The sequence below is a fragment of the Amycolatopsis balhimycina FH 1894 genome (genome assembly GCF_000384295.1).
GTDB classification, from domain to species: domain Bacteria; phylum Actinomycetota; class Actinomycetes; order Mycobacteriales; family Pseudonocardiaceae; genus Amycolatopsis; species Amycolatopsis balhimycina.
This window is the reverse complement of the sequence record NZ_KB913037.1, coordinates 4425711-4447623: the sequence shown is the minus strand read 5'-3', so window position 1 is coordinate 4447623 and position 21913 is coordinate 4425711. Positions and strand designations below refer to the sequence as shown.

Sequence of the window (21913 nt, the reverse complement as noted above, 5' to 3'; positions counted from 1 at the left end):
AGTCGTTCACCGCGTCCGACGACAGGAAAGAGTCGTTCATGGCATCCGCAGCCGGTCTGCCGCGGGGCGCTGTGGAGGTACCATCCGGGACGTCCTTCTCGGCCGAGGGGGACGGCCCCGGCCGGAAGGTCAGCCCTTGGTCGCGTCCGCGAAGGTCGAAGACCGGGTCCGCGACCTGCACCGGCGGGCGGTCGCGGCGACCAACGACGGGCAGCCGGTGGTCGGCGGGCGGCTGATCCGCTCGGCCGCGCGGCTGCTCGGCCTGCCCGCGACGAAACCGCCGCCGGACTGGCCGTCCTGGCCGGACCTCGCGACGCGCGTGCTCGGGACGTACGCGGCCGTCGAAACGGCGCTGGGCAACAGCGCCCGCGGGCTGGCCTTGCTCGACGAAGCCGACGTCCTCGTGTCGGACGCCGGGCGCGGGATCCTGCGCCAGCAACGGGGTCTCGTGCTCATCCTGATCGGCCGGATGGACGAGGCACTGGTGTGCTTCGACGAGGCGATCCCGCTGCTGCGGCAGGCCGGCGAGTTCGTCGTGCTCGCCAGGACGCTGCTCAACCGCGCGATGCTGCACCAGTACGCCGGGCGCGTCCGGCCGGCGCTCGCCGATCTCGACCAGTGCGAGCAGATCGGGGCCGGCCAGACCGAAGAAGAGGGCCTGGCCAGGATCTTCGCCAAAGCCGCCCATGGCCGCGGCCAGGCGCGTGTCCTGACCGGCGACATCCCGGGCGCGCTCAGGGACTTCGACGCGGCGAGCGGGTTCTACGCCGAGCAGAGCGTCGGGATGCTGCCGGTGCTGGCCGTCGACAAGGCGCGGGCCCTGCTCGCCGCCGGGCTGCCGCAGGAAGCCGCCGCCGAACTGGACGCGGCGCTCGAGCAGTTCCCGCGGCTGCGGATGAACCAGGAACACGCCGAGGCCGAGCTGACCAGGGCGCTGGCGGCGCTGGCGGCCGGCGAGCCGTCGACCGCGCGGAGCTGGGCGGTGCGGGCCGAGCGCCGCTTTCGGCGGCGGGACAACGAAACCTGGGCCGCGGTGGCGCAGCTGACGGTGCTGCGCGCGGACTTCGCGGCCGGACGGCGGATCGCCCGCGTCGCCGCGGAGGCGACCGCGCTGGCCGGCCGGCTCACCGGGCTGGGCCTGCGCAACGACGCGGAAATCGCCGCGCTGCTGGCCGCGCGGGCCCGGATCGTCCTGGGTGACCTGGACGGCGCCCGCGCCGCCATCGCGCCCCGCGACCGCCGGACCGCGCCGCTGGAGAACCGCCTGGTGCGACGGCTCGCGCTGGCCGAGCTCGGCGCCGCGAGCGGTCACCGGCGGATCACCTTCGCCAACGCCCGGGCCGGCCTGACGCAGCTGCAGCGCCACCGCAGCCGGTTCGGCAGCGTCGACCTGCAGACCGGGACGACGTCACTGGGCAAGGAACTCGCCGACGCCGGCCTGACCGCGGCCATGGCCCAGCGCTCGCCCGGGGTCGTGTTCCGCTGGCTCGACCGGTCGCGCGCGCAGGCGTTCCGGTTCCGGCCGGTGCGCCCGCCCACCCACCCGGGGACCGTCGACGCCGTCGCCGAGCTGCGGTACCTGTCGAAGCAGATCCGCTTGGGCGAACTGGCCGGCAAGCCGGACCCCCAGGCCGTGAAACGCTGTGCCGCGCTGGAACGGGAGATCCGCGCCAAGGGCTGGCAGGCCGAAGGGACCGACGAGGATCATCCCGAGGCGAAGCTCGGCGAGATCGGCGACGAGCTCGCGGCCACCGGCAGCGCGATGGTGTGCTTCCTCGCCGACCACGGCGCGCTGTGCGCGCAGGTGATCGCCGACCACCGCGTCGCGCTGGTCGAGCTCGGCCCGGCGTCGGCCGTCGCGGAGCCGGTCGCCCGGCTGCACAGCGACCTCGACGCGTTGTGCGGACGGCAGCTGCCCTCGAAGCTGGACCAGGTCGTCCGCCGGTCCGTGCGGACGCAGGTCATCGCGCTCGACGCGATCCTGCTGGCGCCGCTGGCTTCGCGGCTCGGCGACCTCGACGTCGTCGTCGTGCCGACCGGCGCGCTTTCGGCGATCCCGTGGGGGCTGCTGCCGACGTTGCACGGCCGCCCGGTGACGGTCACGCCGTCGTCGTCGGCCTGGCTCGACGCGGGCCGCCGTCCCCGCCGGGCCGGTGGCGCGCCCCTGCTCGTCGCGGGCTCGGACCTGCGGCACGCGGAAGCCGAGGTCGCGCTGCTGGCCCCGCTCTACCCGGAGGCCGAGGTGCTGACCGGCCCGGACGCGACGGTCGCGGCGACGCTCAAGGCGTTCGACGGCTGCCGTTTGGCGCACTTCGCCGCGCACGGCCACCACGAGCACGAGAACGTGCTGTTCTCCCGCCTCAACCTGGCCGACGGGCCGCTGATGGCCTACGACGTCCAGCAGCTCGCGACGGCGCCGGAGCAGGTGGTGCTGTCCTCGTGCGACGTCGGCCAGGCGGTCGTCCGCGCGGGCGACGAAGTCCTGGGGTTCACGGCGGCGCTGCTCTACGGCGGGAGCCGCACGGTGGTCTCGAGCGTGGCACGGGTCGACGACCGCACCGCGGGTGGCGTGATGCTGGCCTTCCACCGGGCCCTGTCGGCGGGCACGCCCCCGGCGCGTGCCCTGGCCGACGCGGCGCGGGCCGAACCGCTGATGCCGTTCGTCTGCTTCGGCCGCAGCTGACGCTTGTGGCTGGATCACCCTCGTCACTCGATCGGGTGAAGCGCCGGGCCGCGCGTCATTCCTGGCGCGAGGTCCCCTCTTCCTCGGTGCGGCGGTAACCGGCCGGCACGCCCCCCGACTGGCCGGTTACCGCTGCGAGTTTCCTACTCACGGTGGAGCAGCACGACGGAGTCCGTCCCGTCGACGCGCAGGTACCCCGTGCTCTCCAGCTCCGTCACCGCGGCCGCCTTGGTCGCCAGCGTGGTCGGCCACGACTGTTCCGGGTTCGCGACCACCACCCACTCCGGCCGCAGCGGCGTCACGCCGTCGAAGAACAGCACCGTGCACCGAGACGTCAGGCGCGGGGCCAGCCGGTTGGACGCCAGTACCGTCGCGCCGTCCGGGATCCGCGCCAGCACCGCGTCGATGCCGTCCCGCTGCGACGGGGTCCAGACGCCGCTGGTCAGGTGGGCCGCCTGGAGGCCGAACGAACCCAGCCCGACGAGCAGGGCACACGCCGGCAGATAGCGCGCGAGCCGCCGGGCGCCGTGGACGCCGGCGAGGAACACGATCGGCATCAGCACGGCGCTGTAGTGGTAACCCATTCCCCAGTAGCGGTCGTTCGCCGAGACCAGCCGCCACAGCAGCGTCGGCACCGCCAGCAGCAGCAACGGCGACCGCAGGGCCGCGAACGCCGTCGGTGCCAGCAACGCCAGCAGCATCGAAACCTTGACGATCGCCCCGCCGAAGGGGTTGAAGCCGCCGTTGTGCGCGTAGGCGCCCGCCGGGTTCAGCGCCGGCAACACGACCAGGAACAGCAACGCGGAAGTGACGACGCCGAAGACGATCACCGTCCAGCCCAGCCGCCGTTGCCGGTTGAGCACCAGCACCACGCCGACGGCGGCGAGCGTCAGCGGCAGGTCCTCCTTGACCAGCACCAGCGGCAGCGCGCACCAGACCGCGGCCCGCCACCGCTCGCGCAGCAGGTGCTCGGCGGCGAAGGCCAGCATCGGGACGGCGAAGCAGATTTCGTGGAAGTCGAAGTTGACGGCGGACAGCAGACCCCACGACAGCACGTACCCGGCGCCGACGACCGCACCCCGGCGCGCACCCAGGAGCTCGACCGCGCACCGCGTCACCGGCACCGCCGACACCGCGAACAGCAGGGCCTGGGCGACCAGCAGACAACCCGGCGACGGCCAGAGCAGGTAGCACGGCGCGAGCAGCGCCAGGATCGGGTGGAAGTGGTCGCCGAGCGTCGGCCGGTCCGCGCCGAGCAGGTCCGACACCGGCCAGTGCCCGTGCGCGTACGACCGCACCGCCTGTTCGAAGATCCCCAGGTCGAACCCGCTCGCGTCGAACGTCCGGAGCCGCTGCAGCGACCACGCGGCATACCCGGCGAAGGCGACCGCGGCGACGACGTAAGGGATCGCGCGGGTTTCGCGCGTGCGCCCGGGGACGGGCGCGAGATCGATCAGCATGGCGGGATGCTCGTGCGGCCACGCTGAACGGAAGCTTAAGCGAGCTGAAGAAGCCTTCAGGCAAGCGGTAAGCGGAGTTCCAGCCGGGCCCCGGACACGCTGTCGGCGACGTTCAGCGTGCCGCTGTGCGTCCGCGCGATCTCCGCGGCGATCGCCAGGCCCAGCCCGGAGCCGCCGTCTTCGCGGGCGCGGTCGTCGTCGAGCCGCACGAAACGGTCGAAGACGCGCTCGCGGTCCTCGGCCGGGATGCCGGGGCCGTCGTCCTGGACGCACAGGACGGCCTGGCCGCCGGACGCGGTGAGCGTGATCGTCACGCGGCTCTTCGCGTGCCGCTCGGCGTTGTCGGCGAGGTTGCGCAGGACGCGCTCCAGCCGTCCCGCGTGGCCGCGGACCACCGGTGTGGCCTCGATTTCCGTGGTCACCTCGACGCCGTCCCGGGGAAGCCGCGCGGCGGCGTGCCGGGTCACCAGGTCCGCCAGGGCGACCGGCTCGTGCCGCGCGTGCTGGTCCGCGTCCAGCTTGCTGAGCAGCAGCAGATCCCCGGTCAGCGCCTCCATCCGCGTCACGTCGAGCACGGCGTTTTCGCAGCTGCGGCGCCAGTCGAGCCGGTCCGGGTGGGCGAGCTGCACCTCGAGCTGGGTGCGCAGCGACGCCAGCGGTGTCCGCAGTTCGTGCGACGCGTCCGCGGTGAACTGGCTCTGCCGCCGCACGGACCGGTCGAGCCGGGCGAGCATCTCGTTCATCGTCACGGCGAGCGCGGTGATCTCGTCGCCGGAGTCGGGCACCGGAACGCGCCGGCCGAGGTCGGCCGCGCGCACGCCGTCCACTTCGGCGCGGATGGCGCCGACCGCGCGCAGCGACCGCCGCACGGCGAACCACGCGACCCCGCCGATGAACAGCGCCGCCGCGGGCACGCCGCCCCATAGGATCCGCTCGGCCGTGTCCACGGTCTGGAGGCCGATCGGGTCGAGGAACTCGGCCGCGTCGACGTAGTACCGCTGGTTCGCCGTGGCCGAGCCGACGTACACCTGGTCTGCTTCGCCGTAGGGCATCGCGATGACGCAGTTCGGGGAGAACACCTGGGCGCGGCCCTGGAACGGCACGTCCGGGAGGCCGGTCGAGCAGCGGTTCACCGGCTCCTTGCTGATCATGTACCCGCCGCCCTTTTCCAGCTGCTTGGGCACGTCGGCGGGAGCGACACCGGAGTTGAGCAGGGCCAGCACGGCGTAGACCTTGTCGTTCGCCAACGCCCGCGCGCTGTTCTCGAGGCCGCTTCGCAGCGACTGGACGAACCAGTACGAGCCGAGACCGAGCACGAGCGCCGAGGCGAGCGCGGCGAAGAGGGCGACCCGCACCCGGGTCGACCGGGGCAGGAACCGGGTCATCCGCCGAAGATAACCGCCGCCTCGACCTGCCACGGATCCCGAGTCCGTGAATGGCACATTGAGGGACTCTATGTCCCTCAATGTGCCATTCACGGACATGGGCTCAGGGGGAAGACCAGCCGTCGCCCCACTCGGCGTCCCGGGCCGCCCGGTACCGCGGGCCCTGCTTCTTCGAGACCGCCGCCCCCGGCTTCAGCCCGTCCGCCGTGCAGAGGTCCAGCGCCACCCAGCCCTTGTGCTTCTTCGGGTGCCGGATGATCCGCGCGTCCGGCCGGTCCGGGGCGGACCGGCTCGCGACGACGTACGCGAACTTCTCGTCCTCGAACCCGAGCGTGCCCGCCTTCAGCCGCCGGTGCAGCCCCGACCGCGGGAGCCGCGCGGCGAAGTGACACCAGTCCTCGCCGGGCACGATCGGGCACGCGGCGTCGTGCGGGCACGGCGCGACGACGCTCAAGCCGAGTTCGATCAGCTGGGCGCGGGCGGTGCGGATGCGCTCGTAACCCGCGGGGGTGCCCGGCTCGATCAGCGCGACCGTGCCGGCCTTCGCCGCCAGCCAGCGCACGACGTCGGTACGCGTTCCGTCCGGCAGCTCGCCGAGCACGTACGACAGCGTGACGAGGTCGGCTTCCGGGGACGGCGCCGCCGGGTCGACGAACCCGCGCCGCCACTCCGCGTCCCGGACCGCCGCGAGCCCGGCGCCCGCGGCGAGCCGCTTGCCGAGCCCGATCGCGCCGGCGACCTGCTCCAGCACCGTGCACTTCGCCAGCGACGGCCACACCGCCGCGGCCGCCCACACCGCCGCCCCGGTGCCTCCGCCGACGTCGATCTGCGTACGCGGCTCGAAGCCCGGAGCGCGTGAAGCGGCTTCGGCGAGCACAGCGTGTACAGCCGCGTAGGTCGCCGGCATGCGGTAGCCGGCGTACGCGGCGACGTCGGCTTCGGAATTGAGGATCGGTGAAGTCGCCGCGTCACCTTGGCGATAGCGCGTGCTGAGCCGGTCGACGGACTGCGCCAGCCGGGCCACGGGGTGCCTGGCCAGCTCTTCGTCGAGCGCGGAGGAAAGGTCATTGGGGAGAACCGCCACGGCTGCCGATTCTCCCCTGTCCGGATTGTCCATCCCGGGGCGGCCCGGAGCTGCTAGTTTCCGGCGCGAAAAGTTTTCCGGCGGCGGCTGTCGATCCGGCGCGTGGCCGTTCGACGCGTAGGCGAGAACGAACGAAAGGAGACCGCTGTGCGGTTCATGGTGATCGTCAAGGCGAACGAGGATTCCGAGGCGGGCAATGGCCCCAGCGCCGAGCTGCTGACCGAGATGGCGAAGTTCAACGAAGAGCTGGTCAAGGCCGGGGTGATGCTGGCGGGCGAGGGCCTCACGCCGAGCTCGCAGGGCGCGCGGATCGTCTTCTCCAGCACCGAAGAGCCCAAGGTCGTCGACGGCCCGTTCGCCGAGACCAAGGAGCTCGTCGGCGGGTTCTGGATCCTCCAGTGCCGTGACCGCGACGAGTGCGTCGAATGGATCAAGCGGATGCCCAACCCCGACGGCCAGGCCGGCGTCGTCGAGATCCGGCGGGTCGCGGAGGCGTCGGACTTCGAGCACCTCACGCCGGAAGTGGCCGAACTGGAAGGCAGGCTGCGGGCGCAGTCCGCCGGGGAGGCGTGACGCCGTGCGATTCCTGGTGATCGTGAAGGCCAACGCCGATTCGGAAGCCGGGATCGGACCCAGCGCCGACGAGCTGGCCACGATGGCGCGGTTCAACGACCAGCTGTTCGCCGAGGGCCGGATCGTGTTCGCCGAAGGGCTCACCCCGAGTTCGGACGGCGTGCGCGTGCTGTTCGAAGGCGCCGCGGAACCGAAGGTCATCGACGGGCCGTTCGCGGAGACGAAGGAGCTGATCGCCGGAGTCTGGCTGCTGAACGGCGAATCGCTCGAAGACGTCGTCGAGCTGATGAAGCGCGCGCCGTGCTTCGACGCGCCGAGCGGGGTGTTGGAGATCCGCCCGGTCGACGGCTAGTGGGTTGCACCGCGCCGGATCACCCTGTCTGATGGCCGGGTGACGGTAGCGGACGCCCACAGAACGGTCGAAACGGTCTGGCGGATCGAGGCGCCGCGGCTCATCGCGGGCCTGGCCCGGATGGCCCGCGGCGACGTCGGTCTCGCCGAGGAACTGGCGCAGGACGCGCTGGTCGCGGCGCTGGAGCAGTGGCCGGAGTCCGGCGTGCCGCGCAACCCCGGCGCGTGGCTGATGACCATCGCCAAGCGCCGCGCGGTCGACCAGTTCCGCCGCAACGAGCGGTACGCCGAGAAACTCGAGGAAGTCGGGCGCGACCAGCAGCTCGGCGAGGGGGTGCTGCCCGACTTCGACGCCGCGCTCGACGACCACATCGAGGACGACGTCCTGCGCCTGCTGTTCGTCGCCTGCCACCCGGTGCTGAACACGCAGGCGCGGGTCGCGCTGACGCTGCGCATGCTCGGCGGCCTGACCACCGACGAGATCGCGCGCGCCTTCCTCGTCCGCGAATCGACGATCGCGCAGCGGATCGTGCGGGCGAAGAAGGCCCTCGCCGCGGCGAAGGTGCCCTTCGAGGTGCCGGAGGGCGACGAGCGGGTCGCGCGGCTGTCGTCCGTGCTCGAAGTCCTCTACCTGGTGTTCAACGAGGGTTACTCGGCCACCCGCGGCGACGACTGGATGCGGCCGGCGCTGTGCGAGGAGGCGATGCGGCTCGGCCGCGTGCTCGCCGGGCTGATGCCGGGCGAGCCGGAGGTGCACGGCCTGGTCGCGCTGATGGAGCTCCAGGCGTCCCGGGCGAAAGCCCGCATCGGCCCGAACGGCGAGCCGGTGCTGCTACTGGACCAGGACCGTTCCCGCTGGGACCGGCTGCTGATCCAGCACGGCCTCGCGGCGCTGGCCCTGTCGGAGCAGCTCGCCGAAGGCGCGTACGGGCCGTACTCCGCCCAGGCGGAGATCGCGGCCTGCCACGCGCGGGCCCGGACGGCGTCGGAGACGGACTGGGCGCGGATCGCCGCGCTCTACGAAGGTCTCGGCCAGCTCCAGCCGTCCCCGGTGATCGAGCTGAACCGCGGGGTCGCGGTGGCGATGGCGTACGGGCCGTCGGCGGGCCTGGAGGTCGTCGACGCGGTCGCCGGCGACCCGGCGTTGAAGGAGTACCATCTGCTCCCCAGCGTCCGCGGCGACCTGTTGCAGAAACTGGGCCGGCTTGAGGAGGCCGAGCAGGAGTTCCGGCGGGCGGCGAAGATGACCGAGAACGCCCGCGAACGCGCCCTGCTACTGGATCGCGCGACGGCGGTGGGCCGCTGACGTCGTGCTCGCCTCCCTGCTGCCCGGCTTCCGGGACGTCCGCAGCGCGCTGGTCGCGGGCTACATGTGGTTCTGCGCCGGCTGGCTGCTGATCGGCCACTACCACCCGCCGTCGGCGGATCTGCTGGGGAAACCGGCGCTCGAGCTGCTGGAGCTGTTCGGCACCGGCGGCCGCCTTGCCGCGATCAGCGTGCTGTGCCTGCTGATCGGCGAGGTGACCGGCACGTTCATGCAGTCGGTGTTCTTCCAGCTGAGCGCCGCCTACCTGAGGCGGCTGACGCCGGACAGCCTCGACCGGTGGCCACGCGGGCTGCTCTCGGTGTTCCGGCCGCTCAGCACGCGCGCGCTCGTCCGCGTCCGCGATCGGATCCGCCTGGACTACCGGCGGCACCAGGACAGCACGACGTCCGACGCCACACCGCGCGGGGACGACCGGCACGAGATCGACCGGCTCGCGCTCGACGCGGTGCACCAGGTGCTGTTCATGTCACCGCGGCTGATCGTCGCGAAACCGGAGCTGTACGCCGAATTCAGCCGGATCAAGGGGGAGAGCGAGTTCCGCGACGCCATCTTGCTGCCGTTGCCGATCCTCGCGGTGGCGGTGTGCGTCGACCTGTCCGTGCCCGCGTGGGTCAAGGTGCTCCTGCTGGCGGGGACCGTGATCGTCGACGGCTACCTGTTCGCGCAGGCTCGCCAGCGGTTCCGCCAGTCGCACAGCCTGATCTCGCACAGCATCGCGGACGGGACGGTCAGGTCGGCGGCGATCGCCGACTGGGAGTCACCGATCGCGCCAGGAGAGCGGTGACAACGTCAACGCCGCTTCGGCGATCTTCCGCGCGGTCTCGGTCGTGAGCCCCTTCCGCGCCGACTCGATCCACTCGTCGACGGGCCGCACGCCGATGTCCCGGTATTCCAGCGCCTGCAGCAGCATCTCCAGCTTGTCCGCGTCCTTCGCGCACAACGCCTCGGCCGAGGAACGGGTTTCGTACTCGTCCACCGCGCCGCGGACCAGGTCCCGGGACTGCTCCGGCAGCGACGCCGTCTGGTCCGCCGTGATCTCCCGCGGCTCCGGCTTGCGCAGGTAGCCGACCGCCGTCAGCGGCAGGTCGCCGGTGCGCGTCTCCTGCGTGTCGTGCCAGATCGCCAGGAACGCCGCCCGCTCCGGCGACGCTCCTTCCTCCGCCGCGATCAGCGCGGCCAGCTGCGCGGCCCGGAGGCTGTGCTCGCCGACCGACTCCGGGTCGCGGACCCCCGCGTGCCACCAGCCCGACCGCCGGACGCGCTTGAGCAGGCCCAGCTCGTAGCCGAAGGACGCGAGACCGTCTGAACTCATGCGCCCAGCCTAGGGCGACGGGATCATCGCCGTCAGGATCGTCGCCTGGAGCAGGGAGATCACCCCGACCACCGCCGTCAGCAGCAGTGACCACAGGAATGTCTGCCGCAGCAGTGAGCCTTCCTTGCCGCTCTGCCCGATCGCCGTCGCGCCGATCGACAGGTTCTGCGGCGAGATCATCTTGCCCATGACGCCGCCGGACGTGTTGGTCGCGCCCGCCAGGATCGGGTTCAGGTTCAGCTGCTGCGCCGAGATCACCTGCATCGGGCCGAACAGGCTGTTCGTCGACGCGTCTGAGCCGGTCAGGAACACGCCCAGCCAGCCGATGTAGGCCGAGAACAGCGGGAAGGCCGCGCCGGTCGTCGCCAGGGCCAGGCCCAGCGTCTGCGTCGCGCCCGAGTAGTTCATCACGAACGCGATCGCCAGGATCATGAAGATCGTCGCGAGCGCCCAGCGCATCTGGAACAGCGTGCTCCGGTAGGTCTTCAGCAACAGTCCCGGCCGCGCGCCCATCGCGAAGCCGGCGATCACCGCGGCGATCAGGGCGATCGTGCCCGGGGAGAACAGGAAGTCGACGGTGAGCGTCGCCGCGTACGGCGCGTTCTTCGCCGTGATCGGCGGGTGCTGCACGACGTGGTTGTGCAGGCCCGGCCACGCGAAGACCCAGTCCGCCTTGTGCAGCAGCTTGGTCAGGTCCAGCCAGCCGGGCAGGTTCTTGAAGATCGTGCCGATCCGCGACAGGAAGATCGCCAGGATCAGGATGATGTACGGCATCCACGCGTAGAGCGCGCCGCGCTCGGCCTCGGCGGCTCCCAGGCTCTTGCTCTTGACCGCGGCTTCCTCGCCGTCGAAGCGCCACACCGTCGCCGGCTGCCAGAACCGGGTCAGGATCCACAGCGCGGCCATCGCGGTGAGCGCGGCGAGGACGTCGACCAGGCTGGCGCTGATGTAGTTGGACGCGACGAACTGCATGGCCGCGAACGCGAGCCCGGCGGTCAGCACCGCCGGCCACACCTCGAGCATGCGCTTCCAGCCGGCCAGGACCACGACCAGGAACGCCGGGATGATCAGCGCCAGCACGGGTACCTGACGGCCGACCATCGCCGAGAACAGCTCGGTCGCCTGGTCCTGCTTGAGGTGCATGATCGGCGCGGTCAGCCTGCCGAGCACGATCAGCGGGTTGCCCAGCCCGCCGAACGCCACCGGCGCGGTGTTCGCCAGCAGCGCCAGCACGACGGCCTTCACCGGCGGGAACCCGAGCGCGGCCATCATCGCCGCGGTGATCGCGATCGGCGACCCGCCGCCCGCCACGCCTTCGAGCAGCGCGCCGAAGCTGAACGCGATGAGCAGCGCCTGCAGCCGCCGGTCCTCGCTGAACCCGGCGAGCACGCGCTTGATCGCGTCGAACCGGCCGGTGGCGACGGTGACGTTGTGGAAGTACACGGCGTGGAACGCGATCCAGGCGACCGACCACACGCCGAACACGAGGCCCATCGCCGCGGAGTCGAAGGCCAGCGCGGCCGGCATCCGGTACAGCAGCAGGGCCACGCCCAGCGCGGTGACCAGTGCCAGTGCCGCCGAAAGGTGCGCGGAGAAGCGGATCACCCCGAGCGAAACCAGCAGCACGATGATCGGGAGCGCGGCGAGCAGCGCGGAAACCCACAGCCCGCCCGCCGGCTGGTAGTCCTGGATCCAGGTCACGGTCGGCTCCTTACTAATCTGGCCAAAAAGTAGGCCGACCCCCCGCACGGCACGTAACCGTTGCTACGAAGCCATTCGGCCGTGGCTGTGGTCGGATTAGTAACGATCGGCACAGTGTGCCGGGTTCTTTGCCGGGTTCGGGCGATCAGGCGGGCCGGCCCCGGACGTACCCGAGCCGCAGGGACAGGGCGGCGGCGGTCCCGGCGACGGAGGCACCGAGTTCGTCGAGCCGGCGCAGCACCCGCGGCGCCGGCCCGGCGATGCTGATGGCGGCGATCGGCCGTCCCGAGTGGTCCCGGACGGCGGCGGCGACGCAGCCGACGTCCGGCTCGTTCTCGACCTCGTCGATCGCCCAGCCCCGGCGGCTCGTCTTCGCCAGGTCGTCGAGCAGCCGGTGCGGGTCGCTGATCGTCTTGAGCGTCAAGGGATCCAGCTTCATCCGCCGGACGCGCTCGGCGCGGTCGGCCTCGGGCAGCGCGGCCAGCCAGGCCTTGCCGAGCGACGTCGCGTGCTGCGGCCGCCGCGTCCCGAGCCGGCAAGCCAGCGTCACGGCGCTGGCACTGCGTTCGGTGGCGACGTAGACCATGGTGTCGTTGTCGGGCACGGCGAGATAGGTGGTCTCACCGGACCGTTCCGCGAGCGACGCGAGGTACCGCGGCGCACACCGGTGCAGATCGGTGGCGGCCATCGCCCGCGCCCCGAGCTCGACCAGCCGCGTCCCCAGCCGGACCCGGCCGGTGACCTGGTCGGCTTCGAGGTACTCGAGGTTCTTGAGGGTGCCGACGATGCGGTAGGCGGCACTGCGGGAAAGTCCCAGTTGCCGCGCGATCGCATTGGTGGAAATCTCCTGGTGCCGGCCCACGTGCTCGAGCACTGCCAGCCCGCGTTCGAGAGTGCCGCTCTGTTCCAGCCCGCGCTCCGGTCCCACGTTGTCCTCCGTTGGACGTTCCCCGTTTCCGCTCAGCGGTACGCCTTTCCGCTGGGTGGGGTTGGACGGTAACACCTCCGATGAATCAGCGGAAGATCTTGCAATAACTCGGAACAATGGCGGTACTTGCGAACGCTAATTGGTACAACATCCGATGGTTAAGTTTCCTACCTATGGCGGTTGCGCGCTGGCAACCGGCGGCATTCGACAAGTTCGACAACGTTGTCGTTCATATCCGTGAATGCGCGGGACCGGACCTCCCTGGAGAGGACGGGGCTGCTTTGGGGCCGCCCGGTCTGCCCGGCCGGCGGCTCGCTGGAGGTCTTGAATGACTCATTCAAGACACCGCGGCAGCGGCGTCAGCGCGCCGAGGACTTCGCCGCAACCGGTCCCGAAGAAGTCTCGGCGGCAATAGCCGCCTGTACCTCGTCGAAGGCCAGCCGCGCGGCTTCGCCGAAGTCCCCGCAAGTCGCGGCACCCCACCGCTCATGGGCGATCTTCATCGCGAGCGCGCCCAACTCCGCGGCGACGCACGCAGTCACCTCGGGCACGCCACGCTCCCGAAGTGCTTCGGTCATCGCCGAGGTGAGCGCCAAGCCCTTCAGTGCTTCCCGCTCCCGCAGTTCCGGATTGGCGGCGATCACCGCGCGCCGCAGGGCGCCGAACTCGCGACGATCCGGTGTGAAAGCTTCCCGGCCCACCGCGTCCATCGCGTGGACCACCGCTTCGAACGCCGTGGCGGAGGCCGGCGCCGCGGCGATCGCCCCGGTCAGCAGGCCGGCCAGCGTGCCTCCGCCGAAGAGCACTTCGCGCTTGTCCTGGAAGTGGCGGAAGAACGTGCTCTTCGTCAGGCCCGCGCGCTGCGCGATGTCGATCACCGTCGTGTTCTCGTAGCCGCGCTCGGCGAACAGTTCGAGGGCGGCCTTGCTCAGCCGCTCCGGTGCGTTCGGTTCCCAGCGAGCCATGAAAGGAAGTTTACGGCACTTGGTCCCGTCGCAGGTGTACGGTGACGGGACCAAGTCTTATCACTGGGAGGTCTCCATGAGCAGAGCTGTCATTTACGAGAAGTTCGGCGGTCCCGAGGTGCTGGAGCTGCGAGACGTCCCGGAGCCGCACGCCGGCCCCGGCGAGGTGCGCGTCCGCGTGGCGGCCGCCGGGCTGAACCCGATGGACTGGGGCCTCGCCTCGCGGCCCGAGGCGGCCGCGGAGTTCGGCATCACCCTGCCGTCCGGCTTCGGGTACGACTTCGCCGGCGTGGTCGACGAGGCCGGGTCCGGTGTCACCGGCTTCGCCGTGGGCGATCGCGTCCACGGCGGCGCGCTCGGCCGGGCGGTCGCCGACTTCGTGGTCGTCAAGGCACCCGCGCAGGCGCCCGACGGCCTCTTTCCCACGCCGGACGGCATCAGCGACGAGGTGGCGAGCACGCTCCCGGTCGCCGGGTCCTCCGCGGCCGCCGCGCTGGCCGCCGTCGGCCTGCGGGCCGGTGACACCGTCCTGATCGGCGGGGCCGCCGGTGGCGTGGGCATCTTCGCCGTCCAGCTCGCGAAACTCGCCGGCGCCACCGTGATCGGCACCGCCTCGGAGGGCACCTTCCCGTTCCTGCGCGAGCTCGGCGCCGAGCCCGTCGCCTACGGGCCCGGCCTGGCGGACCGGGTCCGGGACCTGGGCGACATCACCGCGGCGACGGACCTCTACGGCACCGAGGCGGCGGAGGCCGCGCGAAAACTCGGCGTCCCGCCCGAGCGGATCGCCACGATCGCCGCCGGCCCGCAGCCGCCCGGCGGGGTGCGTGCCACCGGCGGTGCCGACGCCGAACCCGGCGCCTTGGCGCGGATCACCGACGCGATCCTCGCCGGCGAGCTCACCGTGCCGATCGCCGCCGTCTTCCCGGTCGAACGGATCCGCGACGCCGTCGCATTGCAGGCCGGGCGGCACGTCCACGGCAAGGTCGTCGTCACTCTCTAGAGAGCGGCGTCACGGACTCAGGAAACTCACAGCGCCCGGCGCGCACGATGCGCCGGTGACCGTCCGAAGCCCTTTCCGCACTCGCGCGTCCGTGGCCGCCGGTCGGCTGACCGCCTGGCTGTCCCGCAGCTCCGGGCTCGGCCGCGGTGGCATGATCGGCGGCCGCGTCACGCTGGCGCTCGATCCGCGTGCCCTGCGCCGCCTCGGGCGGGAACGCACCATCGTGCTCGTCACGGGCACCAACGGCAAGACGACGACGTCGCTGATGCTCACCCGCGCGCTGGAGGCGCTGGCCGAGGTCGCCGCCAACAGCGACGGTTCCAACATGCCCGACGGCGTCCTCGCCGCGCTCACCGCCCGGCCGGACGCGCCGTACGCGGTCCTCGAGGTGGACGAGGCCTACGTGCCCTGGGTCGCCGACCAGGTCCAGCCCGCGGTGCTGGTGCTGCTCAACCTGAGCCGCGACCAGCTGGACCGGGTCGGCGAGGTCCGCGCCACCGAGCGTGACCTGCGAGCCGCGATCGCGGAGCTGCCCGGCACGGTGGTCGTCGCGAACTGCGACGACGTCCTGGTGACGTCCGCGGCGAGCGTGGCCGCGAAGCCGGTGTGGGTCGGCGCGGGCCGCCGCTGGAGCGGTGACTCGACGGCGTGCCCGCGGTGCGAAGGCCGGGTCGAAAGCCACGACCGGAACTGGGGCTGCGCGTGCGGGCTCGCCCGGCCGGAACCCGCCTGGACGCTCGAAGGCGACCTCGTCCGCACGCCGGGCGGCCGCGAAGTCGACCTGGACCTGCGGCTGCCCGGCGACGCCAACCGCGCGAACGCCGCGCTCGCGCTGGCCGCGGCGCACCGGCTCGGCGTGCCGCCGCACACGGCGGCGGCCCGGCTGCGGACCATCACCGACATCGGCGGCCGTTACCGGACGGTCCGCCGGTCGCGGCACTCCGTGCGGCTGATGCTGGCGAAGAACCCGGCCGGCTGGGTGGAAACGCTGCGCGTGCTGGACGAGGACACCCCGGTCGTCGTCGCGGTGAACGCCCAGGAGGCCGACGGCCGGGACCTGTCCTGGCTCTGGGACGTGCACTTCGAGCGGCTCCGCGGGCGCCAGGTGGTCGTGACCGGCGAGCGCGGCGCCGACCTGTCCGTGCGGCTCTGCTACGCCGAGGTCGCGCACTGGGCCGAGCCGGACCCGGTCGCCGCGATCGACGCGCTGCCGCCCGGCGCCGTCGAGCTGGTCGCCAACTACACCGCCTTCCGCGACCTGGTGGGCAGGCTGGCAGATGCCTGACTCGACCGTCCACATCGGACTTCTCCTGCCGGAGGTGCTCGGTACCTACGGTGACACCGGCAACGCGCAGGTGCTGAGCAAACGGCTGCAGTGGCGCGGGTTCGACGCGGAGGTCGTCCCGGTCGGGCTCGGCGAGCCGGTACCGTCCACTTTGGATCTGTATCTGCTCGGTGGTGGCGAGGACGGCGCCCAGACCCTGGCCGCCGCGCACCTGCGGAAGTACCCCGGCCTGCGGCGGGCGGTCGCGGCCGGCGCGGTGGTGTTCGGCGTGTGCGCCGGCCTGCAGGTGCTCGGCACCCGCTTCCGCGGCCTCGACGGCGTCGACCACGACGGGCTCGGCCTGCTCGACGTCACCACCGAACCCGGCGAGCGCCGCGCGGTCGCCGAACTGGTCGCGACCCCCTCGCGGCTCCTGGACGGCGCCTCGCTGACCGGGTTCGAGAACCACCTGGGCGTCAGCAAGCTCGGTGCCGACAGCGAACCGCTCGGGCACGTCGTGCGCGGCACGGGCAACGGCGACGGCACCGAAGGCGCGGTGACGGACCGGGTCGTCGGCACGTACCTGCACGGCCCGGCGCTCGCCCGCAACCCCGCGCTGGCCGACCTGCTGCTGTCCTGGACGGCCGGGCACCCGCTCGGCCCGTTGAGCCTGCCCGAGGTCGAGCGCCTGCGGGGGGAGCGGCTCGTCACCCCGCGCCGCCGCCGGTGAGCCCGTGGTCCAGCCACTTCGCCCCGCCGCCTCTGTCGATTTACGCACCCGACGCCGCATTGGGGCGGGCGGGTTCTGGGCCAGTCGTTACGCTGCGTTGGTGAGACTCGGCAGGGTGATCGCCGCGACCGGCGTCCGGATGCGCACGACCGCGGTGGCGGTCTTCGCGCTCGCGTTGGCCCTCGCCGTCGCGGGGGTGGTCGTGGTGCTGCTGCTGGAGGAGTCCCTCGACCGCAGCGTCACCGAGAGTGCCCGCAGCACCGGACGGCAGGTCGCCATCCAGCTCGTCCGCGAAGGGGCGCGTGACCTGAGCGCGAGCGACGTCGCCAGCACCGGCGACACCGAAGCCGTCACGCAGGTGCTGGACGCGCGGGGCAAGCCCATCGCGAGCGACCCGGCGATCGTCGGGCACCCGCCGCTGACCACGGCGCGCCCGGCCGTCGGGTACGAGACCATCGAGACGCTGCCGCTCGGGCTGAACGGTGACGGCGCCGACTACCGCGTCGTGTCGCAGGACGTGACCGGGCCGGGCGGGCCGTTCACGGTGATCTCCGCGCGCTCGCTGGAACCGGTCACGGAGGCGTCGACCCGGCTGACGCTGCTGCTCGGCCTGATCGCGGTGCCGCTGCTGGCGACCTCCGGTCTCGCGGTGTACCGCGCGGTCGGCTCGGCGCTGCGGCCGGTCGAGCGGATGCGCCGGACCGTCGCGGAGATCTCGACGCGCGACCTCGCCGCGCGCGTGCCGCTGCCGCCGGGCGGCGACGAGGTGCACCGCCTGGCCGTGACGCTCAACGAAATGTTGTCCAGGCTCGCGTCGGCGCAGGCCGCGCAACGCCGGTTCGTCGCGGACGCCAGCCACGAGCTGCGCTCGCCGCTGTCCACGATCAGCACCGCGCTCGACGTCTCCGGGCGGCACCCGGAAAGCACCGGCGACCTGGTGCCGGTGATCGCCCGGGAGACCGCGCGGCTGCGCGAGCTCGTCGACGACCTGCTCATGCTGGCCCGCACCGACGACACGACCGACCGGCCGCAGCGCACCGAGGTCGACCTCGACGACATCGTCCGGGCCGAAGCCGAGCGGGTGCGCGGCGAAAGCACGGTGGACGTCGAGGTCCGGGCCGGGCCGGCGAAGGTGCACGGCAGTGAGGCGCAGCTGCGGCGGGCGGTGCGGAACCTGGTCGACAACGCCCGCGGGCACGCGCGCTCGCGGATCCGTGTCTGCAGCGTGGTGCGCGGCGACCTCGCCGTCGTCGAAGTGAGCGACGACGGTCCCGGCGTCGGGGAAGCCGACCGGGAGCGGATCTTCGAGCGGTTCGTCCGGCTCGACGCGTCGCGGCAGCGCGGGCACGGCGGCACCGGGCTGGGCCTGCCGATCGTCGCCGGCATCGCGGCGCGCCACGGCGGCCGGGCGCGCTACGCCGCGTCGGAGGAGCCAGGCGCGCGGTTCGTGATCGAGCTGCCGGTGATCGCCCTGCCGAAGGAGGAGGAGTAGTGCGCCTGCTGATCGTGGAGGACGAGCGCGAGTTCGCGGAGACGCTGCGGCGCGGGCTGGTCGCCGAGGGGTTCACCGCCGAGGTCGCGCACACCGGTCGCGAGGGGCTCTGGCGGGCGACCGAGCACGCGTACGACGTCGTGGTGCTCGACATCATGCTGCCCGAGCTGTCCGGCTACGAGGTGCTCAAGCGCCTGCGGGCGGCCGAGAACTGGACGCCGGTGCTGATGCTGACGGCGAAGGACGGCGAGTACGACGAAGCCGACGCGTTCGACCTCGGCGCCGACGACTACCTGTCCAAGCCGTTCTCCTTCGTCGTGCTCATCGCCCGGCTGCGGGCGTTGCTGCGGCGCGGTGCCCCGGCCCGCCCCGCCGTGCTGGAGGCGGGCGACCTGCGGCTCGACCCTTCCGCCCGGACAGTCCACCGAGGACAAAAGCGGATCGAGCTGACCGCGCGGGAGTTCGGGCTGCTGGAGTTCCTGCTGCGCCGGGCGGGGACGGCGCTGTCGAAGAACGAGATCCTCGGCCACGTCTGGGACGCGCACTACGACGGCGACGAGAACGTCGTCGAGGTGTACATCGGGTACCTGCGGCGCAAGATCGACGCGCCGTTCGGCACCCACACCATCGAGACGGTCCGCGGCGTGGGCTACCGGCTGGTAGACGTTACCCGATCGTGATATAGCGGCCGTTCGGGGGAAATTGGTCCCGCTGGGTGGTCCGGTGTTGCGCCGTTTGCCCCTGCCGGTTGGGGCGGATCGCCCAATCATCCTCGCGAACCGGTGAAAAATACGGTGCCGTGACCGCGCTGCGTATGTTCGTCGCTGTTGCTACGGTGGGCAGCACCCTCGACAAGGAAAGCGATGACGGAATCGCCTCTGCCGATCCCTGCCCAAAATAAAAACTCTTCGGAAGCCGCCGGGAAATCCGTTTCCGGGCTGCGGCTCGTCGACGCCATCGGCGTGGCGAAAGCCCAGTTCGGTTTGGTGACCGGGCTGACTCCGCACGCCGTGACCGGGGTCCGGAGCCGCCCCGGCGGCGGCTGGTCCGTGCTCGTCGACGTCGTCGAGCTGGCCCGGATCCCGGACTCCACCAGTGTGATGGCCACCTACCGGGTGGACGTCGACGAAGACGGCGAACTCGGCGCGTGTGAGCGGCTGCGGCGGTTCACCCGGGGTGCCACCGATTCCTGAAAGGAAGGTCGACCCGATTGGGCACTTCGTCCGATTCATTGGCGGACATCCTGGAACGCGTGCTCGACAAGGGCGTTGTGATTGCCGGTGACATCGGGGTGAGCGTCGTCGACATCGAATTGCTGACCCTGCGTATCCGGCTGTTCATCGCTTCCGCCCAGACCGCTCGCGAAATGGGCATGGACTGGTGGACGAACGATCCGTTCTTTTCGCCGAATGCCGCCCGCGCCGAGCTGGGCGGCGATGTCGAAAAACTGGACCTGGCGGCTCGCGTCGCCGAACTGGAGGCCCGGCTGCCCGTGCCGGGCGGGAGGGACGAACCGCGGTGAGCACCCCCCACTGGCTGTGCGCGTACGCGATCACCCGCAACCGCCCGGCCGAACTGGACATGACCCCGGCGCCGCGGCTCATCGGCTACCGCGACCTCGGCGTGGTCGTCGCCGACGTGGCGCCGGCGCGCTTCGACCGCATAGACACGCTCGATCCGGTCGACGGCGCGCTCGCCGAGCTGGCCCGCGAGCACGACGCCGTGGTGCGCGCGGTCTTCCGCCACGAACCCGTGCTGCCGCTGCGGTTCGGCACGGTCATCGACGGCGAGGCCGCCGCGCTGCGGCTCCTGGAGACCGCCTACGACCAGGCCCGCGAGTGCCTCGACGAGGTGGCCGGCCACCGCGAGTGGGGGGTCCGCGTGCGGCACACCGAACCCGCCGCGACCAGCAAACCGGACGCCGCGGGCCTGACCGGGACGCAGTACCTCGTCCGGCGGCGCGAACGGCTGAAGGCGATCCAGCAGGCCCGGGAAGACGTCTTCGGCGCCGCCGGGCGGCTCGAGAGCGCGTTGCGCCGGCACGCCGCCGGCAGCGTCGAGCGGGCCCGGCCGCACGGAGTGCTGGTCAACACCGCCTACCTGGTGGAAACCGGGCGGGAGGCCGCGTTCCACGCCGAGTTCGAGTGGTTCGCCCGCGAGCTGCGCATGGTGGGGGCGACGGTCGAGACCTCCGGGCCCTGGCCGCCGTACTCGTTCACCGACGTCGAGCTCGGGGTGGCCGCTCGTGGCTGACGTCGAGATCTTCGAGGTCGGCCGCGGCAACGGCGGCAACGCCGTCGAGGCCGTCGCCGACCTGCTCGACCGGGTCGTGCACCGCGGCGCCGTGGTGACCGGCGACGTGATCATCTCGCTCGCCGGCATCGACCTGGTGCGGCTCGACCTGCGGCTGCTGCTGCTCGGGATCGAGGGGCCGCCGGGATGAGCCAGCCCGTCCGGATCACCGCCGACGCCGGGCGCGGGCTCGGCCACCTGGTCGTCACCGTGCTCGACATCCTCAAGGAAGTGCTGGAGCGGCAGGCGTTGCGGCGCCTCGACGCCGGCACGCTCACCCCGGACCAGATCGAAGCGCTCGGCCAGGCCCTGATCGGGCTGGAGCTCCGCTTCGCCGAAATCCGCACAGCCCTCGATGGCATCCCCGATGGCATCCCCGATGGCATCCCGGACGACATCCCGGCCGGCATCCTGGAAACGGAAGGACGAAGACCGTAGTGACCACACCCGGACAGACCGGCGGCGGACTCGCCGACACCCTCAACATCCTGCTGGACAAGGGACTCGTCATCGACGCTTCGGTGAAGGTGTCCCTGATCGGCATCGAGCTGCTGGCGATCGAGGCCCGGATCGTGATCGCCAGCGTCGACACCTACATCCGCTACCTCGAAGCGATGCAGCGGGTCAACGCGCAGGCGAACACCCCCCACCCCGGGCAGATCTCCATGGGGCTCGGGCAGACCGTCGGGCTGATCCCGCCCCCACCGCCGACCCAGGCCGTCGCTGTTCCGATGGAGCCGGCCGTCACGGTCGACCAGCCGTGACGCTGCAGCTCTACGGCGTCGTGCGGGCCGGGCATCCGCGGGCACCGCGCACGGTGTGCTGGGAGGACCTGGCGATGGTCGTCGGGGAAGCACCCGCCCAGCCCGATCCGGCGGTGCACCTCGCGGTGGTGTCCGCGCTCGTCGAGGGCGGCCCGGTGCTGCCGGTCCGGTTCGGCACCGTGGCCGAGGACGAGGACGCCGTCCGCGCCGACGTGCTGGCCCCGGCCGCCGGCACCTACCGCGCCGACCTCGACCGGCTCGACGGCCTGGCCGAAGTGCACGTCTGCCTCCGGTTCACCGAACCCGGGTCGGCGTGGCGCGCGACGCGCTCCGACGTGCTGCTCTCAGAGGTCGCCGAACGGGCCCGCGACTCGGTGTCCCTGCCGGCGGGCGAGTCCGCCGACGAGCGGTGGGCGTTCCTGGTCGGGCTGGGCGACCTGCTCGTCGTCCGCGACGCCGTCACCGGGCTCGACGGCGGTGGCGAGGTCCGGGCCGAGTGGGTCGGGCCACTGCCCGCGTACAGCTTCCTCGACCGGCGGACGTGTTCGCGCTGGAGCTGGTGATCGGGGGCGGAACAGTCGCTGAACACTCGTCCCGGCCCT

General features: G+C 72.2%; 24 protein-coding genes. 17 read left to right on the top strand and 7 right to left on the bottom strand.

Annotated elements, in window-relative coordinates; genetic code table 11:
- Positions 1-136 precede the first annotated feature (136 nt).
- On the top strand, positions 137-2683 hold the full coding sequence (locus A3CE_RS0119680) for a CHAT domain-containing protein (protein WP_020641826.1): 2547 nt from the start codon (positions 137-139) through the stop codon (positions 2681-2683).
- 143 nt (positions 2684-2826) lie between these two features.
- Here the strand turns inward: A3CE_RS0119680 and A3CE_RS0119675 are convergent, their stop codons facing one another.
- The 3 genes from A3CE_RS0119675 to A3CE_RS0119665 all read right to left on the bottom strand — a co-directional run bounded on the left by A3CE_RS0119675 (position 2827) and on the right by A3CE_RS0119665 (position 6645).
- On the bottom strand, positions 2827-4143 hold the full coding sequence (locus A3CE_RS0119675) for a DUF2079 domain-containing protein (protein WP_020641825.1): 1317 nt from the start codon (positions 4141-4143) through the stop codon (positions 2827-2829).
- A gap of 56 nt (positions 4144-4199) precedes the next feature.
- On the bottom strand, positions 4200-5528 hold the full coding sequence (locus tag A3CE_RS0119670) for a sensor histidine kinase (protein ID WP_020641824.1): 1329 nt from the start codon (positions 5526-5528) through the stop codon (positions 4200-4202).
- Between the two features lie 103 nt (positions 5529-5631).
- Positions 5632-6645 (bottom strand): small ribosomal subunit Rsm22 family protein, encoded by a 1014-nt coding sequence (locus A3CE_RS0119665; protein WP_043790946.1) that lies wholly within the window; start codon positions 6643-6645, stop codon positions 5632-5634.
- 114 nt (positions 6646-6759) lie between these two features.
- Here A3CE_RS0119665 and A3CE_RS0119660 point away from each other — a divergent pair, with 114 nt between their 5' ends.
- The 4 genes from A3CE_RS0119660 to A3CE_RS0119645 are packed head-to-tail and all read left to right on the top strand — an operon-like array spanning position 6760 to position 9647.
- The gene (locus A3CE_RS0119660) at positions 6760-7185 is read left to right on the top strand and encodes a YciI family protein (RefSeq protein WP_020641822.1); all 426 of its coding nucleotides are present in this window, start codon (positions 6760-6762) and stop codon (positions 7183-7185) included.
- A 4-nt stretch (positions 7186-7189) separates the two neighbouring features.
- Complete coding sequence (locus tag A3CE_RS0119655; protein ID WP_020641821.1) at positions 7190-7537, top strand: YciI family protein; 348 nt, start codon at positions 7190-7192, stop codon at positions 7535-7537.
- 39 nt (positions 7538-7576) lie between these two features.
- Positions 7577-8842 (top strand): RNA polymerase sigma factor, encoded by a 1266-nt coding sequence (locus A3CE_RS0119650; protein WP_020641820.1) that lies wholly within the window; start codon positions 7577-7579, stop codon positions 8840-8842.
- Between the two features lie 4 nt (positions 8843-8846).
- Positions 8847-9647: a hypothetical protein gene (locus A3CE_RS0119645; protein WP_020641819.1), complete on the top strand. Its 801-nt coding sequence runs from the start codon at positions 8847-8849 to the stop codon at positions 9645-9647.
- Here the strand turns inward: A3CE_RS0119645 and A3CE_RS0119640 are convergent.
- From A3CE_RS0119640 to A3CE_RS0119625, 4 genes are all read right to left on the bottom strand, one after another.
- The gene (locus A3CE_RS0119640; RefSeq protein WP_020641818.1) at positions 9621-10175 is read right to left on the bottom strand and encodes an HD domain-containing protein; all 555 of its coding nucleotides are present in this window, start codon (positions 10173-10175) and stop codon (positions 9621-9623) included. The two genes, A3CE_RS0119645 and A3CE_RS0119640, sit on opposite strands and share 27 nt — an antisense overlap.
- A 9-nt stretch (positions 10176-10184) precedes the next feature.
- Positions 10185-11876, bottom strand: coding sequence for an L-lactate permease (locus A3CE_RS0119635; protein WP_020641817.1), 1692 nt, complete (start codon positions 11874-11876; stop codon positions 10185-10187).
- Between the two features lie 145 nt (positions 11877-12021).
- Positions 12022-12804, bottom strand: coding sequence for an IclR family transcriptional regulator (locus A3CE_RS0119630; RefSeq protein WP_020641816.1), 783 nt, complete (start codon positions 12802-12804; stop codon positions 12022-12024).
- Between the two features lie 359 nt (positions 12805-13163).
- Complete coding sequence (locus A3CE_RS0119625; RefSeq protein ID WP_020641815.1) at positions 13164-13769, bottom strand: TetR/AcrR family transcriptional regulator; 606 nt, start codon at positions 13767-13769, stop codon at positions 13164-13166.
- 76 nt (positions 13770-13845) lie between these two features.
- Here A3CE_RS0119625 and A3CE_RS0119620 point away from each other — a divergent pair, with 76 nt between their 5' ends.
- The 12 genes from A3CE_RS0119620 (at position 13846) to A3CE_RS0119565 (ending at position 21874) form a co-directional block, all read left to right on the top strand.
- Positions 13846-14769: an NADP-dependent oxidoreductase gene (locus tag A3CE_RS0119620; protein ID WP_026468665.1), complete on the top strand. Its 924-nt coding sequence runs from the start codon at positions 13846-13848 to the stop codon at positions 14767-14769.
- A gap of 91 nt (positions 14770-14860) precedes the next feature.
- Positions 14861-16054, top strand: coding sequence for a MurT ligase domain-containing protein (locus A3CE_RS0119615; RefSeq protein ID WP_026468664.1), 1194 nt, complete (start codon positions 14861-14863; stop codon positions 16052-16054).
- On the top strand, positions 16047-16763 hold the full coding sequence (locus A3CE_RS0119610; protein ID WP_020641812.1) for a type 1 glutamine amidotransferase: 717 nt from the start codon (positions 16047-16049) through the stop codon (positions 16761-16763). Before A3CE_RS0119615 ends, A3CE_RS0119610 begins: the two co-directional genes overlap by 8 nt.
- Positions 16764-16863: 100 nt before the next feature.
- Positions 16864-18255, top strand: coding sequence for a sensor histidine kinase (locus A3CE_RS0119605; protein ID WP_245589552.1), 1392 nt, complete (start codon positions 16864-16866; stop codon positions 18253-18255).
- Positions 18255-18935: a response regulator transcription factor gene (locus A3CE_RS0119600; protein ID WP_020641810.1), complete on the top strand. Its 681-nt coding sequence runs from the start codon at positions 18255-18257 to the stop codon at positions 18933-18935. The genes A3CE_RS0119605 and A3CE_RS0119600 overlap by 1 nt, the downstream gene beginning before the upstream one ends.
- A 183-nt stretch (positions 18936-19118) precedes the next feature.
- Positions 19119-19448: a gas vesicle protein GvpO gene (gene gvpO, locus A3CE_RS55280; protein WP_020641809.1), complete on the top strand. Its 330-nt coding sequence runs from the start codon at positions 19119-19121 to the stop codon at positions 19446-19448.
- Positions 19449-19465: 17 nt separating this feature from the next.
- Entirely contained in the window at positions 19466-19777 is a 312-nt protein-coding gene (locus A3CE_RS0119590; RefSeq protein ID WP_043790943.1) for a gas vesicle protein, read from the top strand.
- Positions 19774-20508 carry a GvpL/GvpF family gas vesicle protein gene (locus A3CE_RS0119585; protein ID WP_020641807.1) on the top strand — a complete coding sequence of 245 codons (735 nt, stop codon included), beginning with the start codon at positions 19774-19776 and terminating at the stop codon, positions 20506-20508. The genes A3CE_RS0119590 and A3CE_RS0119585 overlap by 4 nt, the downstream gene beginning before the upstream one ends.
- The gene (gene gvpJ, locus A3CE_RS51340; protein WP_020641806.1) at positions 20501-20698 is read left to right on the top strand and encodes a gas vesicle protein GvpJ; all 198 of its coding nucleotides are present in this window, start codon (positions 20501-20503) and stop codon (positions 20696-20698) included. The genes A3CE_RS0119585 and gvpJ (A3CE_RS51340) overlap by 8 nt, the downstream gene beginning before the upstream one ends.
- Positions 20695-20985 carry a gas vesicle protein K gene (locus A3CE_RS51335; RefSeq protein WP_020641805.1) on the top strand — a complete coding sequence of 97 codons (291 nt, stop codon included), beginning with the start codon at positions 20695-20697 and terminating at the stop codon, positions 20983-20985. Before gvpJ (A3CE_RS51340) ends, A3CE_RS51335 begins: the two co-directional genes overlap by 4 nt.
- On the top strand, positions 20985-21311 hold the full coding sequence (gvpJ, locus tag A3CE_RS0119570) for a gas vesicle protein GvpJ (RefSeq protein ID WP_020641804.1): 327 nt from the start codon (positions 20985-20987) through the stop codon (positions 21309-21311). The genes A3CE_RS51335 and gvpJ (A3CE_RS0119570) overlap by 1 nt, the downstream gene beginning before the upstream one ends.
- Positions 21308-21874, top strand: a complete 567-nt coding sequence (locus A3CE_RS0119565) for a GvpL/GvpF family gas vesicle protein (protein WP_020641803.1) — start codon at positions 21308-21310, stop codon at positions 21872-21874. Before gvpJ (A3CE_RS0119570) ends, A3CE_RS0119565 begins: the two co-directional genes overlap by 4 nt.
- The last annotated feature ends 39 nt before the right edge of the window (positions 21875-21913 follow it).

Bases quoted from the DNA above. Each gene is read 5' to 3' on its own strand.
- A3CE_RS0119675 (WP_020641825.1), bottom strand. From the start codon at position 4,143: ATGCTGATCGATCTCGCGCCCGTCCCCGGGCGCACGCGCGAAACCCGC.
- A3CE_RS0119670 (WP_020641824.1), bottom strand. From the start codon at position 5,528: ATGACCCGGTTCCTGCCCCGGTCGACCCGGGTGCGGGTCGCCCTCTTC.
- A3CE_RS0119665 (WP_043790946.1), bottom strand. From the start codon at position 6,645: ATGGACAATCCGGACAGGGGAGAATCGGCAGCCGTGGCGGTTCTCCCC.
- A3CE_RS0119640 (WP_020641818.1), bottom strand. From the start codon at position 10,175: ATGAGTTCAGACGGTCTCGCGTCCTTCGGCTACGAGCTGGGCCTGCTC.
- A3CE_RS0119625 (WP_020641815.1), bottom strand. From the start codon at position 13,769: ATGGCTCGCTGGGAACCGAACGCACCGGAGCGGCTGAGCAAGGCCGCC.
- A3CE_RS0119620 (WP_026468665.1), top strand. From the start codon at position 13,846: ATGAGCAGAGCTGTCATTTACGAGAAGTTCGGCGGTCCCGAGGTGCTG.
- A3CE_RS0119610 (WP_020641812.1), top strand. From the start codon at position 16,047: ATGCCTGACTCGACCGTCCACATCGGACTTCTCCTGCCGGAGGTGCTC.
- gvpO (WP_020641809.1), top strand. From the start codon at position 19,119: ATGACGGAATCGCCTCTGCCGATCCCTGCCCAAAATAAAAACTCTTCG.
- A3CE_RS51335 (WP_020641805.1), top strand. From the start codon at position 20,695: ATGAGCCAGCCCGTCCGGATCACCGCCGACGCCGGGCGCGGGCTCGGC.